The organism is Kitasatospora sp. A2-31 (genome assembly GCF_022288725.1).
Classification (GTDB): Bacteria; Actinomycetota; Actinomycetes; order Streptomycetales; family Streptomycetaceae; genus Kitasatospora.
Window position 1 is genome coordinate 86996 of record NZ_JAKNTA010000016.1, and the last position, 17795, is coordinate 104790.

13 protein-coding genes are annotated in these 17795 nt (G+C 73.4%); 2 read left to right on the top strand and 11 right to left on the bottom strand.

Annotation, left to right across the window (positions count from 1 at the left end; genetic code table 11):
• Window positions 1-64: 64 nt before the first annotated feature.
• The 9 genes from MCM47_RS42020 to rsmI form a co-directional block, all read right to left on the bottom strand.
• Window positions 65-1693: a WXG100 family type VII secretion target gene (locus tag MCM47_RS42020; RefSeq protein WP_255753116.1), complete on the bottom strand. Its 1629-nt coding sequence runs from the start codon at window positions 1691-1693 to the stop codon at window positions 65-67.
• 43 nt (window positions 1694-1736) lie between these two features.
• A complete protein-coding gene (locus tag MCM47_RS32840; RefSeq protein ID WP_238949723.1) occupies window positions 1737-2312 on the bottom strand; it encodes a hypothetical protein in 576 nt (191 codons plus the stop codon).
• 335 nt (window positions 2313-2647) lie between these two features.
• Window positions 2648-4468, bottom strand: coding sequence for an ABC-F family ATP-binding cassette domain-containing protein (locus tag MCM47_RS32845; RefSeq protein WP_238949726.1), 1821 nt, complete (start codon window positions 4466-4468; stop codon window positions 2648-2650).
• 167 nt (window positions 4469-4635) lie between these two features.
• Window positions 4636-5562, bottom strand: a complete 927-nt coding sequence (locus tag MCM47_RS32850) for a 4-(cytidine 5'-diphospho)-2-C-methyl-D-erythritol kinase (protein WP_238949727.1) — start codon at window positions 5560-5562, stop codon at window positions 4636-4638.
• The gene (rsmA, locus tag MCM47_RS32855) at window positions 5559-6467 is read right to left on the bottom strand and encodes a 16S rRNA (adenine(1518)-N(6)/adenine(1519)-N(6))-dimethyltransferase RsmA (RefSeq protein WP_238949729.1); all 909 of its coding nucleotides are present in this window, start codon (window positions 6465-6467) and stop codon (window positions 5559-5561) included. Before rsmA ends, MCM47_RS32850 begins: the two co-directional genes overlap by 4 nt.
• A 114-nt stretch (window positions 6468-6581) precedes the next feature.
• Window positions 6582-7463 (bottom strand): TatD family hydrolase, encoded by an 882-nt coding sequence (locus MCM47_RS32860; protein WP_238949739.1) that lies wholly within the window; start codon window positions 7461-7463, stop codon window positions 6582-6584.
• Window positions 7463-9085: a methionine--tRNA ligase gene (metG, locus tag MCM47_RS32865; protein ID WP_238949743.1), complete on the bottom strand. Its 1623-nt coding sequence runs from the start codon at window positions 9083-9085 to the stop codon at window positions 7463-7465. The genes MCM47_RS32860 and metG overlap by 1 nt, the downstream gene beginning before the upstream one ends.
• Before the next feature lie 111 nt (window positions 9086-9196).
• Window positions 9197-9637 (bottom strand): hypothetical protein, encoded by a 441-nt coding sequence (locus MCM47_RS32870; RefSeq protein WP_238949745.1) that lies wholly within the window; start codon window positions 9635-9637, stop codon window positions 9197-9199.
• Between the two features lie 236 nt (window positions 9638-9873).
• Complete coding sequence (gene rsmI / locus MCM47_RS32875; RefSeq protein ID WP_238949746.1) at window positions 9874-10743, bottom strand: 16S rRNA (cytidine(1402)-2'-O)-methyltransferase; 870 nt, start codon at window positions 10741-10743, stop codon at window positions 9874-9876.
• A 127-nt stretch (window positions 10744-10870) separates the two neighbouring features.
• Between rsmI and MCM47_RS32880 the strand changes: the two genes are divergently transcribed.
• Entirely contained in the window at window positions 10871-12694 is a 1824-nt protein-coding gene (locus MCM47_RS32880) for a dolichyl-phosphate-mannose--protein mannosyltransferase (RefSeq protein WP_238949748.1), read from the top strand.
• Window positions 12695-12865: 171 nt separating this feature from the next.
• Window positions 12866-14635: a penicillin-binding transpeptidase domain-containing protein gene (locus MCM47_RS42735; protein ID WP_305068055.1), complete on the top strand. Its 1770-nt coding sequence runs from the start codon at window positions 12866-12868 to the stop codon at window positions 14633-14635.
• A gap of 24 nt (window positions 14636-14659) precedes the next feature.
• On the opposite strand, the gene MCM47_RS32890 is transcribed toward MCM47_RS42735, so the two are convergent.
• Both MCM47_RS32890 and MCM47_RS32895 read right to left on the bottom strand, forming a co-directional pair.
• Window positions 14660-16069 carry a glycosyltransferase 87 family protein gene (locus MCM47_RS32890; protein ID WP_238949750.1) on the bottom strand — a complete coding sequence of 470 codons (1410 nt, stop codon included), beginning with the start codon at window positions 16067-16069 and terminating at the stop codon, window positions 14660-14662.
• 134 nt (window positions 16070-16203) lie between these two features.
• Complete coding sequence (locus MCM47_RS32895) at window positions 16204-17703, bottom strand: amino acid permease (protein ID WP_238949751.1); 1500 nt, start codon at window positions 17701-17703, stop codon at window positions 16204-16206.
• Between the last annotated feature and the right edge of the window lie 92 nt (window positions 17704-17795).

A 17795-nucleotide genomic window follows, 5' to 3' on the forward strand; every position in this document is an offset into this window, starting at 1 on the left:
GCAGCCCCCGGACAGGTCTGCCCGGCCACCGGGTCGGGCCCAGTGGCCGGGCAGTCGTCACTACCTACTCAATCACGTCCGGGTTGCTCCGCGGCGTACCGCTGGTCCAGGTCTCCTCGTCCTCGTGCAGGTAGTCGGCCCGCTTGCGGCGGTCCCGCTCGTTCTTGCCCGGCCCTGCGGACGTGCCGGGGGCGCCCATCATGCCGTTCTGGCCGGAGCGCGCCCCGCCCTCGGCACCCGCGCCGCCCGCACCCGCGGCGGCGCGGCTGCGCAGACCCGTGCCACCGGGGGTGAACTCGCCACCCGCCTTGGGACCGCTGCGCCCGCCGACCGTGCCGCCGCCGAAGGAGGTCAGCCCGCGACCCCGCGCGCTGCCGCCGGAGGCGCCACCGCCCCCGTGGCCGCCGGCCCCCGGGTGCATGCCGCCACCCATGCCGCCGCCACCGCCCCCCGCGGCCCTGCCGCCCTGGCCGGTCTGGGCCTGCTGGCCGAAGACCGGACCACCGCCCGGGGTTCCCGGCGTGCCGTTCTTCGACGGCAGGTTGCCGCCGCCGAAGGTGCTCGTCCGGCCCGGCGTCTGCCCGGCGCCCTTGAGCGGGAGGGAGCCGCCGCTGGGACCGAACGGGAGCGGCCCGGTGCCCGGGAAGGCCGGACCGCCGCCCGGGCCGTTCGGGTAGCCCTGCTGCCCGCCGGGGTAGCTCGGCGGCAGGCTGCCCGGGACGCCCGGGCCGAGCGGGCCGGTCTGGTTGGGCAGGGTCGTGACGGGCGGCAGGCTGTTGAGATCGGTGCCGGGCCGGTCCGGGATGACCGGCACCGGGGCCGGCCCGGGCGACGGGTTCGGCGGCAGCGGGGTCGGCCCGTTGTGCGGCGGGATCGGGTCGATCCGTCCCGGCTGGTTGGGGCCGTCGGGGCCCGGAGTGCGCGGAGGGGGCGTCACCGAGCCGCCGCCACCACCGTGGTTGGTGGGCGGGCTGTAGCCGCCACTCCCGCCCACGCCGCCGCGCGGGGTGCGGACGGTACCGCCGGAGCCCGTACCGCCGTTGCCACCGCCGCCGACCTCCTCGAGGCCGCCGCGGTTGTCGTTGCTCCCCGGCGGCTTCAGCTCCGGCGGCGTCTCCAGCGCGTTCAGCTTCGTCGCCACCGCGTCGTAGGCCTGCCCCAGCTTCACCATCTGGTTGATGGCCTCCTGGTGCTCCAGCTCGACCTTCTTCTGCGCCGCCGCCGCCTCGGCCGCCGTCACCCAGTTGGGGTTGGCCTGCTTCATGACCGAGTCGACGGTGGAGCCGACCCCGTACTTGGCCTCGAAGTCGGAGGGCAGGTAGGGGACCGACTGGTTCTTGTGCTTGTTGACGGTGGCGATCTCCGTCTTGGGCAGCTCGGGCACCGCGGTCTTCGCCGTGCTCAGGGCCTCCCCGGCCTGGTGGATCGCATCGCCGACGCCGACCGAGTACTCGGCCAGCGCCGCACCCGACTTGTGGAAGTTCCCGGCCCACGCCTTGAAGGCCTCGCCGGCCGGCCCCTCCCACTGGATCTGGTCGACGTGGGACTTGAGGGCCGCGCTGAGCTCCCTCAGGACCTCGCCCGCCGACTTCAGCTGGCTGCCCCGGCTCAGCACCTTGCTCGGGTCGGTACCGGCGACCATGGCCCTGAGCTGTTCGTGGTTCTTGGCCTCGAAGTTCGTTCCGCCTGCCATCACATGCTCCCCGTGTCAGTCGAAGTGTCGCGTCGTACCACCGTCACAGCCCACCGGTCTGCGAGCCCGGGCCGCCGCTCGGCGACCCGCCGAGACCGCTGTTCTTCGCCACGGCCCGGTGGGCGGCGGTCGTGTGCTCCTCGTTGCCCGCGTAGTTCGCCGCCGCCGTCGCGACCGCCTTCGACATGGCCTCGATCTGCTTGACGAAGGTCTGGTGCATGCTCACCAGCTCGTTGTGGGTCCGCTGGTAGGCCGTCGTGACATCGGTGGACTGGGAGAAGTCCTTGCCGAAGTTGTCCCCGTGCAGCCGCTGTTCCTGCAGCTTCGCCTGCGCGGCGTCCGAACCCTCCATCGAGTCGAGCAGCGCCTTGACCTTGTTCGTGAACGTGATCAGCGTGCCCAGCTCGACCTCGACGTTCTTGCTGCCGAACGCGGACACCAGCGCGGCCGCGCTGGTGTTGGTCTCCGCGGAACGGACCATCTTCTCGGCGACGCCGAACACGGCACCGAACCAGCCACCGTGGTTGTCGTGCCCGAGCGAGAACGGCTTGTCGTCCAGGGGCGGCGTCGCCGCGCCGTTCGTCGTGCTCGTACCGTCGCCTGCAGGCGCGTCTGCCACCGCGATCCACCTCTCCCCCGTGCGCGGGCGGCCCGCAAGCCCCCGCGCCCCGCAACACACCGTCAACTTCTCAGTCGTACAGTCCTACCGGTGCACCGGCCCCACCCGAGGGGACGGCAGGCACCCACGCCATCGTAGCCACCGCCTCCGTCGGACCGGCAGGGCCCATGGCACGACCGAACGCGATCGGTACGAACTTGACACGTACAACTCGCGTCCTGCGCCCGGAACCTGCACCGCCCGGCCGTACCGGCCCCCGGCCCCCGGCCCCCGAACGACGCCGGGCCGTGCGCGCGGGCCCGAAACCCGCCGCACGGCCCGACACCGAACGGAACTCAGACCTGCTCGGCCAGCTCCAGCCAGCTCATCTCCAGCTGCTCCTTCTCGTCCCGGACGGCGCGCAGCTGCGCGTCCAGCTCCGCGACCTTGGAGAAGTCGGCCGCGTGCTCGGCGAGTTGGGTATGCAGCTTGGACTCCCTCTCGTCCAGCTTGGCGATCTGACGCTCCAGCTTCTGCATCTCCTTCTTCGCCGCGCGCGCGTCACCGGCCGACAGCGCGGGCGCCCCGGCGTCCGCGGCCGGTGCCGGAGCGGCGGCGGACGCGGCGGCAGCCGCAGCGGCCGCCATCCGGGCGCGCCGCTCCAGGTACTCGTCGATGCCGTTCGGCAGCATGCGCATCCGCTTGTCGCCGAGCAGCGCGTGCACCACGTCCGTGGTCCGCTCGATGAAGAAGCGGTCGTGGCTGATCACGATCATCGAGCCGGGCCAGCCGTCGAGCAGGTCCTCCAGCTGGTTGAGCGTCTCGATGTCGAGGTCGTTGGTGGGCTCGTCCAGGAACAGGACGTTGGGCTCGTCCATCAGCAGCCGGAGCAGCTGGAGCCGGCGGCGCTCACCGCCCGACAGGTCGCCGACCGGGGTCCACTGCTTGTCCTTGCCGAAGCCGAACTGCTCGCAGAGCTGGCCCGCGCTCATCTCCCGGCCCTTGCCGAGGTCGACCCGCGAGCGCACCTGCTCGACGGCCTGCAGCACCCGGGTGGTCGGCTCCAGCTCGGCGACCTCCTGCGAGAGGTACGCCAGCCGCACCGTCTTGCCGACCTTGATGACGCCGGAGGCGGGCTGCACGTCGCCCTCGGAGGCGTAGGCGTCGCGCAGGGCGCGCAGCAGCGAGGTCTTGCCGGCGCCGTTGACGCCGAGCAGGCCGATCCGGTCGCCGGGGCCGAGCTGCCAGGTCAGGTTCTCCAGCAGCAGCTTGGGGCCGGCCTTGACGGTCACGTTCTCCAGGTCGAAGACGGTCCGCCCGAGCCGGGCGTTGGCGAACTTCATCAGCTCGCTCTTGTCCCGCGGCTCCGGCACGTCGGCGATCAGGGCGTTGGCGGCCTCGATCCGGTAGCGCGGCTTGGAGGTCCGGGCGGGGGCGCCGCGGCGCAGCCAGGCGAGCTCCTTGCGCGCGAGGTTCTGGCGCTTCTGCTCCTCGACGGCCTCGATCCGGGAGCGCTCGGCGCGGGCGAAGACGTAGTCGGAGTAGCCGCCCTCGTACTCGTGGACGGAGCCGTGCTGGACGTCCCACATCCGGGTGCAGACCTGGTCGAGGAACCAGCGGTCGTGGGTGACGCAGACGAGGGCGGAGCGGCGGCTCTGCAGGTGCTTGGCGAGCCAGGCGATGCCCTCGACGTCGAGGTGGTTGGTGGGCTCGTCCAGGACGATCAGGTCGGGCGCGTCGAGCAGCAGCTTGGCGAGGGCGATCCGGCGGCGCTCGCCACCGGAGAGCGGGCCGATGACGGTGTCCAGGCCGTCGGCGAAGCCGGGCAGGTCGAGGCCGCCGAAGAGGCCCTCGATGATGTCGCGGATCCGGGCGTCGCCGAGCCACTCGTGGTCGGCGCGGTCGGCGATGACCTCGTGCCGGATGGTGGCCTTCGGGTCGAGCGAGTCGTGCTGGGTGAGGACGGCCAGCTGCAGGCCGCCGGACCAGGTGATCCGGCCGCTGTCCGGCTCCTCCAGCTTGGCGAGCATCCGGATCAGGGTGGTCTTGCCGTCGCCGTTGCGCCCGACGACGCCGATCCGGTCCCCCTCACTGACGCCGAGGCTGACCCCGTCGAGAAGGGCCCGGGTGCCGTAGACCTTCGTGACGGACTCGATGGTGGCGAGGTTGACGGCCACGTGTGCTGCGCTCCTGGTTCGACGGGCTCGGGGCTCGGAGGGAGCCGCGATCCTCCCCAGCCTAGTCGGCCGCCCGGGGGCCGGTCGGCCGTCCCCGGCGGGGCCGCGGCTCGCCCGGGCCGCGACTCGGGCCCTTCCCCGGCCGGCCCGGCCCTCCCCGGTGGCGGTCAGCCGCGCCCGGACACCGCCGCGCCGGGCACCGGCCCGTACGTGGCGTGCGCGGCCCGGCAGGTGCCGGACGCCCGCAGCGCCTCGGCGACCGCCGCGGCCGCGTCGGCGTCCTTGGCCAGGAAGGCGCAGGTCGGTCCCGAGCCGGAGACCAGGGCGCCGAGCGCGCCGGCCTCGGTGCCCGCCCGCAGGGTGTCGGCGAGTGCGGGCCGCAGCGAGAGGGCGGCCGGCTGGAGGTCGTTGGCGAGCGCGCCGGCCAGGGCGACGGCGTCGCCGTCGGCGAGGGCCGCGAGCAGCGCCGGGTCGGCGTCGGGGGTGGCGACGTCGGTGTCGCCGGAGCCGGTGCCGGCCTCGTCGCGGAGGCGGTCGCACTCGCGGAAGACGGCCGGGGTGGAGAGTCCGCCGTCGGCGACGGCGAAGACCCAGTGGAAGGTCCCGCCGACCGGCAGGGCCTCCAGGATCTCGCCCCGGCCGCGGCCCAGGGCGACGCCGCCGAGCAGTGCGAACGGCACGTCGGAGCCGAGCTCGGCGGCCAGCTCCAGCAGGGTGTCGAGCGGGGTGTCGAGCCCCCACAGCGCGTCGCAGGCCACCAGGGCCGCCGCGCCGTCGGCGCTGCCGCCGGCCATCCCGCCGGCCACCGGGATGGCCTTGTCGATGTGCAGGTGGACGCCCGGGTCGGCGATGCCGTGGTGGGCGGCGAGCAGCCGGGCCGCGCGGGCGGCGAGGTTGCTGTCGTCGAGCGGGACGACGGCGGCGTCCGGCCCCGAGCAGCTCAGGGTGACGCCGGTGCCGGCGGTCGCCGTGACCTCGTCGCCGAGGGCGACCGCGAAGAACACGTTGGCCAGGTCGTGGAAGCCGTCGGCGCGCAGGCCGCCGACCCCCAGCTGGACGTTGACCTTGGCGGGAACGCGGACGGTGACGCTCACTCGGAGTCCTTCGCGGGCTTGTGCTCGGCGATGGCGGCGAACTGCTCGACGGTCAGCATCTCGCCGCGCAGCCTGTGGTCGATGCCGGCGGCGGCGAGCGCCTGCTCGGCCCCGGCCGGGGAGCCGGCCCAGCCGGCCAGGGCGGCCCGCAGGGTCTTGCGGCGCTGGGCGAACGCGGCGTCGACGACCGCGAACACCTCCTCGCGGGTGGCGGTGGTCTTCGGCGGCTCGCGGCGGATCAGCGAGACCAGGCCGGAGTCGACGTTCGGGGCGGGCCAGAAGACGTTGCGGCCGATCGCGCCGGCCCGCTTCACGTCCGCGTACCAGTTGGCCTTGACCGACGGGACGCCGTACACCTTGTTGCCTGGCTTGGCGGCGAGCCGGTCGGCGACCTCGCTCTGCACCATGACGAGGGTGCGCTCGATGCTGGGGAAGGTCGCCAGCATGTGCAGCAGCACCGGGACCGCCACGTTGTAGGGGAGGTTGGCGACCAGTGCGGTCGGCGCCGGCCCGGGCAGCTCGGTGACCTCCATGGCGTCGCTGAACACCAGGTCGAAGGCGTCCGCCTTCTCCGGCATCCGGGCGGCGACGGTGTCCGGCAGGTGCCGGGCCAGCACCGGGTCGATCTCGACGGCCGTGACGTGCGAGGCGACCTCCAGCAGCGCCAGGGTGAGCGAGCCGAGGCCCGGCCCGACCTCCACCACGGCGTCCTCGCCGGTCACCCCGCCCGCGCGGACGATCCGCCGCACGGTGTTGCCGTCGATGACGAAGTTCTGCCCGCGCTGCTTGGTCGGCTTCACGCCGAACGCGTCGGCCAGTGCCCGGATGTCCGCGCTGCCCAGCAGAGGGGTCCCCCCGGCCGGAGGCTGGGGGCGGCTGTCAGGGGTGGGGTCGGTGGTGCTCACGCGCCAAGGATACGGGCGCGGCGGCCCCTCGCCGTTCGACGGCCGCCGCGCACCCGGTCTCCGGCGGACCGTTGCGGCCCGGCCCCGGGGGGTGTCCTGCGCGGGGCGACCGGCTCAGTATCCGAAGGCCCGGGCCGTGTTCGCCGCGATCGCCGCCGACAGCTCGTCCTCGTGCAGCCCGAGGGTCTCGGCCATCGAACGCACCGTGACCGGGATCAGGTAGGGCGCGTTGGGGCGGCCCCGGTACGGGTGCGGGGTGAGGAAGGGCGCGTCGGTCTCGACCAGGACGCGGTCCAGCGGGGTGGCGAGGAGGGCGTCGCGCAGCGGCTGGTTGGCCTTGAAGGTGACCGGGCCGGCGAACGAGAGGTACCAGCCGTGCTCGGCGCAGACCTTGGCCATCTCGGCGTCGCCGGAGTAGCAGTGGAAGACGGTCCGCTCGGGGGCGCCCTCCTCCAGCAGGACGGCGATGACGTCCTCGTGGGCGTCCCGGTCGTGGATCACCAGGGCCTTGCCGTGCCGCTTGGCCATCTCGATGTGGCGGCGGAACGACTCCTTCTGGATCTCCACGCCCTCCGGGCCGGTCCGGAAGTAGTCCAGGCCGGTCTCGCCGACCGCGACCACCTGCGGCAGTGCGGCGAGCGCGTCGATCTCGGCGAGCGCCGCGTCGAGTGCGGCCCGCCCGCCGGCCGGGCGCTGCTGCCCGGACCAGCCGTCGGGGTCGCCGAGGTGGATGCGCGGCGCCTCGTTGGGGTGCAGGGCGACGGCCGCGTGCACCTGCTCGAACCGGGCCGCCAGTTCGGCGGCCCAGCGGGAGCCGGGCACGTCGCAGCCGACCTGGACGACCGTGGTCACGCCGACGGAGGCGGCGCGGGCCAGGCCCTCCTCCGGGGTGCCGGACTGCATGTCCAGGTGGGTGTGCGAGTCGGCCACCGCCACCGCCAGCGGGGCGGGCAGCGGCGGTGGCGTCGACCGGTCGTCGTCCGTCTTCTTCGGCATCAGGCGGTCGGCTTCTCTTCCAGGCGGGGGAACAGGATCTCGCCCTTGGTGACGGTGGCGCCGGCGGGCAGCCGGCCCCAGTCCGCCGCGGTGGCGACGGTCTGGGCGGACAGCGCGCCGAGGCCGGCCGCTTCGGCGCCCAGCGAGGCCCAGAGCTTCTCGGCGGTGGCCGGCATCACCGGGTTGAGCAGGACGGCGGTCGCCCGCAGCGCCTCGGCGGCGGTGTAGAGGATGGTGGCCAGCCGCGCCCGGCCCTCCTCCGAGTCGTCCTTGGCGACCTTCCACGGCTCCTGCTCGGTGAGGTAGCCGTTGACCTGCTTGACGAAGTCGAAGACGGCGGCGATGCCGCCGGCGAAGTCCAGCTCCTCGCCGATCTTCCGGTCCGCGGCCGCGACGGCGGCGGTCAGGCCGTCGGCCACGGCCTGCTCGGCGGCGCCCGCGGCGGTGGCGGCGGGCAGCACGCCGTCGAAGTACTTGCCGACCATGGCCGCGACCCGCGAGGCGAGGTTGCCGAAGTCGTTGGCCAGCTCGGAGGTGTACCGGGCGGAGAAGTCCTCCCAGGAGAACGAGCCGTCGGTGCCGAACGGGATCGCCCGCAGGAAGTAGTAGCGGTAGGCGTCCACGCCGAAGTGCGAGGTGAGGTCGGTCGGGGCGATGCCGGTCAGGTTGGACTTGGACATCTTCTCGCCGCCGACCATCAGCCAGCCGTTGGCCACGACCCGCTTGGGCAGGGGCAGCCCGGCGGCCATCAGCATCGCGGGCCAGATCACCGCGTGGAAGCGCAGGATGTCCTTGCCGACCAGGTGGACGGAGGCGGGCCAGAGCTCGGCGAAGCGCTCCGGGTCGGTGCCGTAGCCGGCCGCGGTGATGTAGTTCTGCAGGGCGTCCACCCACACGTACAGGACGTGCTTCTCGTCCCAGGGCAGCGGCACGCCCCAGTTGAAGGTGGAGCGGGAGATCGAGAGGTCCTTGAGGTCCTGCTCGACGAAGCGCAGCACCTCGTTGCGGGCCGAGGCGGGCTGGATGAAGTCCGGGTTGGCGGCGTAGAACTCCAGCAGCTTCGGGCCGTACGCGGAGAGGCGGAAGAAGTAGTTCTCCTCCTCCAGCCACTCGACGGGCCGCTTGTGCACCGCGCAGAGCTTCTCGCCCTCGGTGGCGCCGTCCAGCAGTTCGGCCGGGAGCTTGTACTCCTCGCAGCCGACGCAGTACGGGCCGGAGTAGCCGCCCTTGTAGATCTCGCCCTTGTCGTGGAGGTCCTGGACGAACTCCTGAACCCGGGCGGTGTGCCGCTCCTGGGTGGTGCGGATGAAGTCGTCGTTGGCGATCTCCAGGTGCTGCCAGAGCGGCTTCCACTCCTCCTCGACCAGCTTGTCGCACCACTCCTGCGGGCTGACGCCGTTGGCCTCGGCGGTGCGCAGGATCTTCTGGCCGTGCTCGTCGGTGCCGGTCAGGAACCAGACCTTCTCACCGCGCTGGCGGTGCCAGCGGGTCAGCACGTCGCCGGCCACCGTGGTGTAGGCGTGGCCCAGGTGCGGGCGATCGTTGACGTAGTAGATCGGGGTGGAAACGTAGTACGCCGGGGTGGTGCTCCCGGTGGTGCTGTGCTCTGCAGTGGCCGCCATGGTCGGCAAGCTTAATCGCGTGCGAGGGCCGCCCTCGACCGATCACTCGGGGCGGGCGGCCCGGCACGGGTGGCCCTGGCGCCGCCCCGCGGCGGGGCGGCGCAGCGGCGGTCAGCCGGTCAGCCGCGACCAGAACCGGGCCCAGCGTCCGCGCGGTCTGGCCGGCTCGGCCGTCGTCGGGGCCGCGGCGGGAGGAGCGCCGGCGGGCTCGGCGTGCGCCGAGTACCCGGGGGCGTGGTGCCGGGGCTGGTCCGCGGACGCCACCCGGCCCTCGCGCATGATCCGGACGGTGTGGCCGCCGCAGCCCGGGCAGGTCGGCTTGAGCAGAGGGGACGGCACCCGGACGCCGTTGGCGTGGTACTCGAACACGACGTGCCCGTCCCGGCCCACGTGGTGCTCGATGTCGTACGTCTGCTCCCAGCCGTACCCGCAGCTCAGGCAGGCGAAGGAGTACGCCTCCCGGACGGTCTCGACGGGAGTGTGCGGCCGGCCGGTCAGGCCGGGGTCGCTCAGCGCATTGCCACCGCGGGGGCTACCGATCGTCTCACTCATAGCCGTCTCCCAGCGCCCGCCGGGCCCTCGCCCGGCTGGGTCTTTCCCATCCAGGAAATGCCCGGAACACCCCGGCCGATGCCCGTCTTGTGAAGACTTGGGAGCGGGTTGGGAATCCCTATACGAAAGGGTGGATCCTGTCCCGAAATCCCGACCGAAGCTTCAGCTCGACGGGTGTTTACCAGGGGCCTTCCCTCCAAGGTACGCGTCCGCACCGGGAGCGGCACCCCCGGATCTCACGGCCTCGGGCCGGTCTCCCCCCGGTCCGCGTTCTTGGCCGCGACCACCGCGTCGAAGACCTCCCGCTTGGGTAGCGAAAGCTCGGCGGCGACGGCGGCGATGGCCTCCTTGCGCCGTTCGCCGGCCTCCTCGCGGACGGCCACCAGGCGGGCCAGCTCGGCCGGGGTCAGCTCCTGCGGAGCGGCCGGCGGGGCGCCGGCGACCACCACGGTGATCTCGCCCTTGACGCCCTCGGCCGCCCAGGCCGCCAGCTCGCCGAGCGGGCCGCGCCTGACCTCCTCGTAGGTCTTGGTCAGCTCGCGGCAGACGGCGGCGGGGCGGTCCGCGCCGAAGGCCCCGGCCATCGCGGCCAGCGCCTCGGCGATCCGGTGCGGGGCCTCGAAGAACACCATCGTGCGCGGCTCGGCGGCGATCGAGGCGAGCTGGCGGGCCCGGTCCCCGGTCTTGCGCGGCAGGAAGCCCTCGAAGGTGAAGCGGTCGACCGGCAGGCCGGACAGCGCCAGCGCGGTGAGCACGGCGGACGGGCCGGGCACCGCGGTGACCTTGACGTCGGCGGCCACCGCCGCGGCCACCAGCCGGTAGCCGGGGTCGGAGACGGAGGGCATCCCGGCGTCCGTGACCAGCAGCACCCGGGCGCCGCCGAGCAGCGCCTCCACCAGCTCGGGGGTGCGGCCGACCTCGTTGCCCTCGAAGTAGGAGACCACCCGCCCGGCGGGGGCGACCCCGAGCGCCTGGGTGAGCCGGCGCAGCCGCCGGGTGTCCTCCGCCGCGATCACGTCCGCGGTGGCCAGCTCGGTGAGCAGCCGGGGCGGGGCGTCCGAGACGTCGCCGATGGGGGTGCCTGCGAGAACGAGTACTCCTGTCACGCGCCCCATCCTCCCAGCATCGGCGGCCCGGGCGGGTCTCCGGCGGGCCCCGGTGCTTTTGGTGACGATTCGGGCAGCTTCGGAGGGAGCCGTCCTGCCTTCCGGGAGCGCCCCTACGATGTGGCGGATGAACGGCGACACGGCGGCGCAGACGCCCACGGGTACAGACCACACCGCGCAGGGCGGCGTCGGCGTGCCGGTCCTGACGGACCAGCCGTCCCCCGCGGTCCCCGGCCCGCGCGCTCCCGGCACCGAGGGCCCGGCGGCGCGCCCGGCCTGGGTGCGCCGCCTGGCCCGGTACGGCTACACCGCCCCGCGCACGGCCGCACTGGCCGACCGGCTGGCGCCGCCGATGCCGGACGGCCCCCGGGTCACCCCGGCGCGGGTCGCACCCTCCCCGCTGCTGCTGCGGCTCGGCGTACCCGTGCCGCAGGGCCTCTGGTCCTGGCTCTGCCGGTGGGCGGGCTGGATCGGCCCGCTCGCGGTGGCACTGTTCGCCGGGGCGCTCCGGTTCAGCGGCCTCGGGCAGCCGCACGCGATCATCTTCGACGAGACCTACTACGCCAAGGACGCGTACGCGCTCTGGCACGGCGGCTACGAGATCAGCTGGCCCGAGGGCGCCAACGAGCAGATCATGGCGGGCGACGAGGTGCCCTACCGGCCGGAGGCCAGCTACGTCGTCCATCCGCCGGTCGGCAAGTGGATCATCGGCGCGGGCGAGCAGCTGTTCGGCATGAACCCCTTCGGCTGGCGCTTCGCGGTGGCGCTGCTCGGCACCCTCTCGGTCCTGATGGTGGCCCGGATCGCCCGCCGGCTCTTCCGCAACACGCTGCTGGGCTGCGTGGCGGGGCTGCTGCTGGCGGTGGACGGCCTGCACTTCGTGCTGAGCCGCTCCGCGCTGCTGGACCTGGTGGTGATGTTCTGGATCCTCGCCGCCTTCGGCTTCCTGCTGCTGGACCGCGACCGCACCCGGGCCCGGATCGCCGAGCGGCTCGGCGGTATCGCGGACGCCGCGGCGGCCCAGCGGCTCAACCTGGGCTGGCGCCCGTACCGGATCGCGGCCGGCGTCTGCGTCGGCCTGACCTGCGCGACCAAGTGGAGCGGCCTCTACGTGGCGGCCGCCTTCGGCCTCATGACGGTGCTCTGGGACGCCGGGGCCCGCCGCCTCGCCGGCGCCGGCCGCCCGTACCTGGGGACGCTGGTGCGGGACGCCGTACCGGCCTTCGTCTCGATCGTCGTGGTCTCCGCGGTCGTGTACGTCACCTCGTGGTGGGGCTGGTTCGCCAGCAGCAACCTGCCCGGCCGGGGCGGCTACGGCCGCGACTGGGCGGTCGGCCGGTCCACCGACTACCCGTGGATACCCGAGGGCCTGCGGGCCCTGTGGCACTACCACTCGACGGTGTACGACTTCCACACCCACCTGAGCGACCCGCACACCTACCAGTCGAACCCGTGGAGCTGGCTGGTGCTGGGCCGGCCGGTCTCCTTCTTCTACGAGTCCCCCAAGCAGGGCCAGGCGGGCTGCACCGCGAGCGAGTGCGCCCGCGAGGTGCTGGGCATCGGCACCCCGCTGCTCTGGTGGGCGGGCGTGGTCGCGCTGGCGTACTGCCTGTGGCGCTGGGCGGCCCGGCGGGACTGGCGGGCCGGCGCGGTGCTCTGCGGTCTGGCCGCCGGCTACCTGCCCTGGTTCGCCTACCAGCAGCGGACCATCTTCCTCTTCTACGCGGTGGCCTTCGTCCCGTTCGTGGTCCTCGCCGTGACGATGCTGGTCGGCGCCCTGATCGGGCCGGCCGGCGCGAGCCGGGACCGCCGGATCATCGGCTCCACCACGGCCGGTCTGCTGGTCCTGCTGATCGTGTGGAACTTTCTGTTCTTCCACCCCCTGTATACGGGGCAGACGATTCCGATGGAGGACTGGCGCAGGCGGATGTGGTTCGACAGCTGGATCTGACGGTTCCGAGCACGGGGACCTTGCGGACGGGGTGCGCGGCACGTACCAGATCCGTCACAAGTCCCGGCCGCGTCGTCGGCCTGCGGAGACGGGCTGCCTAGGCTGAGCACCGAACGCGTATCCGGCCACTCCGGTTGCGTCCAGTCGCCAGACCCTTGGGGGAGCAGCACCATGCGCAAAGGCGCGAAGATCGGCATCATCACCGGCGTGTCCCTCGCCGTGCTCGCGGGCGGCGGGTACGGGGCGTACAGCCTCGTGGGCGGCTCGGACTCCGGTACGCCGGAGGCGAAGAAGCCCCGGACGGTGGTCGCCGAGCCCCCCACCGCCGAGCAGGCGGCGGCCGGCGCCAAGGACTTCCTGGAGGCCTGGGCAGCGGGTGACCTCGGCAAGGCGGCCGGGCTGACCGACGACCCGGCGGCCGCCACCGCCGCGCTGACCGCCTTCAAGGACCAGGTGAAGCCGAGCGGGCTGACCCTCGCGCCGTCCGGCCCGGCCACGCCGGCCGCCTTCGCCTCCGCGACCGGGACGCCCTCGCCGGCCGCCAAGCCGTCCGCGACCGCCGCGGCCTCCGCCACCCCGTCCGCGGCCGGCACCGGATCCGCCTCGCCGTCCGCCTCGGCGGCGCCGGCCGGCGTCCTGATGGGCTTCAAGGCCCGCGCCGAGTTCGAGGGCACCAACCGGGTCTGGGACTACAACGGCTTCCTGAGCGTCGTGAAGATGAGCGACGACACCCCGGCCGTGCACTGGGCGCCGACGGTGATCCACCCCCACCTGGGCCCCGGCGAGGTGATCTCCACCCAGCCGGTCTTCGCCCCGCCCGGGAACGTGGTGGACCGCAACAACAAGCCGCTGCAGGGTGCCTCGATCACCCCGACGCTGCTCGCCACGCTGCAGGACAACGTCCGCAAGATCCAGGCGGCCGACCCGAGCAAGGACCAGAGCGACGCCGGGAGCGGCGTGGTGATCACCACCGCGGACGGCAAGGGCGCCACCGACAGGCTGTTCACCATCGTCGAGCCGAAGCCGGCCAAGCCGTTCAAGGTGACGATCGACAACACGCTGCAGGCCGCCGCCGAGAAGGCGATGGCCGACCTCGGCGGCAAGTCCGGCTCGATCGTCGCGATCGAGCCGAGCACCGGCCAGGTGCTGGCCTTCGCCAACGCGCCCGCCAACGGCCAGAACCGGGCCTTCCTCGGCCTGCTCGCCCCCGGCTCCACCATGAAGATCGTCACGTCGACGGCCCTGCTGGAGGCCGGCGTCAACCCGGACACCGTGGTGCCCTGCCCGGTGAAGAGCAGCAACCCGAAGGCGATCCCGAACTCGTTCCCGGACGCCTACCCGAACAACACGCTGCAGCAGGACTTCATGATCTCCTGCAACACCGCCTTCATCGACCAGGGCCTGGCCAGCCTCAAGCCGGGCGCGCTGACCTCCACCGCCAAGGACGTGTACGGCATCGGCCTGGAGTGGAAGACCGGCCTGCCCAACGCCGACGGCCGGGTGCCGGACGCCGGCACCAACAAGGACGAGCAGGCCATGCAGTCCATCGGCCAGGGCAAGATCCAGATGAACCCGCTGGCCATCGCCTCGATCACCGCCACGGTGCAGAGCGGCGAGTTCAAGCAGCCGATCATGGTCGCCGACCTGCCGCAGCAGAAGGCGGCCCGCAACCTCTCCCCCGACACCGCCGGCAAGCTGCGCGCGATGATGGCGGCCACCGCCAAGGACGGCACCGCCAAGGCGGTGATGGCCGGGATCTCCGACAACGCGGGCGCCAAGACCGGCTCGGCGGAGGCCACCGGCATCGACACCACCAACAGCTGGTTCACCGCCTACCGGGGGAACCTCGCCCTCGCCGCCGAGGTCCAGGGCGGCGGCCACGGCGCCGACGCCGCCGGTCCGGCCGTCGCCGCCGTCATCAAGGCCGCCGGCAACCGCTGAGCCCGGGCTCCCGTCCTGCCCCGGTCACCTCCGGGGCAGGACGGCCTCCGGCCGGGCCATCAGGCAGCCGGCCGGGACGGGCGGCCGCGCGCTCCACCGCCGGGCCGCCAGCCGGGGCCAGATCACCAGCACCGACGGCAGCGCCAGGTAGCCGAACCGCCCGGCCGGGGCGAGCATGAACGCGATCGCCAGCCCGGCCGCCAGCAGGTCGGCGGCGGCGATCGCGGAGACCGGCGGCCGGGCCAGCAGCCAGATCGCCACTCCCAGCCCGCCGATCGTCATCAGCGCCAGCGACACCGAGTGCCCGGTCGGCCCGAAGCCCGCCAGCACCTTGCCCGGCAACGGGCTGCCGGCCGGCGTCTGGATCGCGGTCAGGCCCAACGGGAACCGCACCACCTGCTCGCGCAGCGCGTCGGCCCGGGCCAGTGCGGCGGGCACGATCACCACGAGGCCGGCTCCGAGGGCGGTGAGCCCGGCCCGGGCGGCCGGGCGGCGCCCGTAGAGCCGCCAGAGCAGCAGCACGGCCACCGGCAGCGCCGGCCAGGCCGTCCACTTCAGCGTGCAGGCCACCGCGAGGACGAGCCCGGCGCCGATGGTGCGGTCCCGCTCGGCGAGGGCCATGGCCAGGCAGCAGACCCCGATCAGCGGCAGGTCCACCCCGCCCACCGCGAGGGCCAGCGCGATCAGGGGCGAGGCGGTGAGCACCGCCAGCGGCAGCAGCGGCGCGCGGTCGCGGGTCGGCCGCAGCAGCCGCCAGCTCGCCAGCAGGCAGACGATGAAGGCGAGTGCGAACCAGATCCGGGCGTCGCCCACCAGCTGGGCCACCGGGTTGCCGTCGCCCACCAGGGCGCGGGGCATTCCGAACAGGGACATGGCCGGCAGGTACGGGTTGTAGTCGGTGACGACCACGGGGTGCGGCAGGTACGGGCTGCCGGTGGTGAGCAGCAGGTGCGCCGAGCGTTCGACCACCATCACCTCGGACTGGTGGCGGCCCTCCAGGGCCAGCAGGGCCAGCGGCACCAGGACGGCGCCGATCAGGGCGGTCGCGGCCGCGGCACGGGGCCCGATCCGGCGCGGCAGGGTCAGGCAGAGGAGCCCGGCGAGGGCGTAGGCGGGGGCGGCGAGGGCGCCCCAGAGCCGCTGGTTGGGCAGGTCGGAGACGAGCGGGAAGGCCGCCGCCCAGCCGGCGGCGATCAGGCAGCCGAGGAACTGGACGCGGCGCCGCGCGGCGAGGAGGGCGGGATTCAGCCGATCGGGCGTGGGCGGAAACGTGTTCTCACCACGCTGTCGGGGGAACGGGCGGGGGCCGAGGCCGCGGATCAGGCGTCCGGGTCTGGTCGTCGATCCGGCCGCTACGGCCGGGGCCGGCGTTCTCGTACGGCCGGTGAAGCGGCCGCGCGGGCGGGAGAAGCCGGGCGTGCGGGTGCTCACCATGGTGGAAGGTTATGTGCGGGGGCGGTGCCATGTCGCCATGTCGGCTCCGGGGAGTGTCCGGCGTGACGCACGGGGCCGCCGGGGTGCGTCACCACCGGCGGCCCCGTGCGCGGGTGCCCTGCAGGGCCTCGGGCTCAGCCGACCTTGCTGTCGGCCGGCTGCTCGACCGCGGCGGTCTCCTCGGCGCGCTCCAGCTTGGAGTGCTTGATGCTGTAGCCGAAGTAGACGGCCACCGCGACGACCAGCGCGACGGCGCCGGCCTCGAAGGTGTCCGCGTGCAGGCCGGTGATCAGGTAGATGCAGAAGCCGACGCTGAGCAGCGGGACGACCGGGTAGCCGGGGACCTTGAAGCCGCGCGGCAGGTCGGGCTGGGTGCGGCGCAGCACGATCACGCCGATCGAGACCACCGAGAAGGCGATCAGGGTGCCGAGGCTGGTGATGTCGGCCAGCTTCTCCAGCGGGATGAAGGCGGCCAGCGCGCCGACGCCGAGGCCGACCACGATGGTGTTCCAGACCGGGGTGCCGGTGCGCGGCGAGAGCTGGGCGAACCGCTTGGGCAGCATGCCGTCGCGGCCCATCGAGTACAGGATGCGGGTCTGGCCGTAGATCACCACGAGGGTGATGGAGAAGATCGAGATGATCGCGCCGACCGCGAAGATCATCGCCGGCCAGCTCTGGCCGGTGATGTCCTGCAGGATCTGGGCGAGACCGGCCTCCTGGCCGTCGAACTTCTCCCAGGGCTGGGCGCCGATGCCGGCCAGGGCCACCAGGATGTAGAGCAGCGTCACCACGACCAGCGAGATGATGATCGCCAGCGGCAGGGTGCGGCGCGGGTTCTTGACCTCCTCGCCGGCGGTGGACACGGCGTCCAGGCCGATGAACGAGAAGAAGATGCTGGAGGCCGCGACCTGGACGCCGCCGATGCCGAGCGGCATGAACGGGGTCAGGTTGCCGGAGTGGAACGCGGTCAGCGCGACGCCGATGAAGAGCACCAGGATGACGATCTTCACGGCCACCATGGCCGCGTTGACCTTCACCGACTCGCTGACGCCGCGGATCAGCAGGAAGCAGACCATGGCGACCAGCAGCAGCGCCGGCAGGTTGAACCAGTGGCCGTCGCCGGGCGCGCCGGCCAGCTGGTCCGGGATCTGCCAGCCGATGGCCAGGTCGAGGAACTTGTTCAGGTACTCGGCCCAGCTGACCGCGATCGCGGAGGCCGAGACGCCGTACTCCATGAGCAGGCAGATGCCGACCACGAAGGCGACGCCCTCGCCGAGGGTGGCGTAGGCGTACGAGTACGAGGAGCCCGAGACCGGGATGGCGGAGGCCATCTCGGCGTAGCAGAGCGCGGTGAGGCCCGCGGTGATCGCGGCGATCACGAAGGAGAGGATCACGGCCGGGCCGGCGGACGGCACCGCGCTGTTGAGCACGAAGAAGATGCCGGTGCCGATGGTGGCGCCGATGCCGATCGAGGACAGCTGCCAGAGGCCGATCGAGCGGCGCAGGTGGATGCCGGATCGGCCGCCCTCTTCGGGAGCGCCGGCGGGCAGGGCGTCGGCGCCCTCGCTCTCGGCGATCAGGGCGGAGACGGGCTTGCGTCGCAGCAGACGCGCACCAACGGTGTTGCTGGCCAAAACGACGATCCTTCTAGGCGGGGAGGGTGTCCTAGCGGCCGGTCACTCGACGCGCCATCTGGTGTCATCGCGGACCAACCGAACAAAGATGG

Excerpts from the sequence above, each read along its gene's own strand:
- MCM47_RS42020 (WP_255753116.1), bottom strand. The coding sequence starts at position 1,693 with ATGGCAGGCGGAACGAACTTCGAGGCCAAGAACCACGAACAGCTCAGG.
- MCM47_RS32860 (WP_238949739.1), bottom strand. The coding sequence starts at position 7,463 with ATGCCGAAGAAGACGGACGACGACCGGTCGACGCCACCGCCGCTGCCC.
- metG (WP_238949743.1), bottom strand. The coding sequence starts at position 9,085 with ATGGCGGCCACTGCAGAGCACAGCACCACCGGGAGCACCACCCCGGCG.
- MCM47_RS32870 (WP_238949745.1), bottom strand. The coding sequence starts at position 9,637 with ATGAGTGAGACGATCGGTAGCCCCCGCGGTGGCAATGCGCTGAGCGAC.
- MCM47_RS32880 (WP_238949748.1), top strand. The coding sequence starts at position 10,871 with ATGAACGGCGACACGGCGGCGCAGACGCCCACGGGTACAGACCACACC.
- MCM47_RS42735 (WP_305068055.1), top strand. The coding sequence starts at position 12,866 with ATGCGCAAAGGCGCGAAGATCGGCATCATCACCGGCGTGTCCCTCGCC.
- MCM47_RS32890 (WP_238949750.1), bottom strand. The coding sequence starts at position 16,069 with ATGGTGAGCACCCGCACGCCCGGCTTCTCCCGCCCGCGCGGCCGCTTC.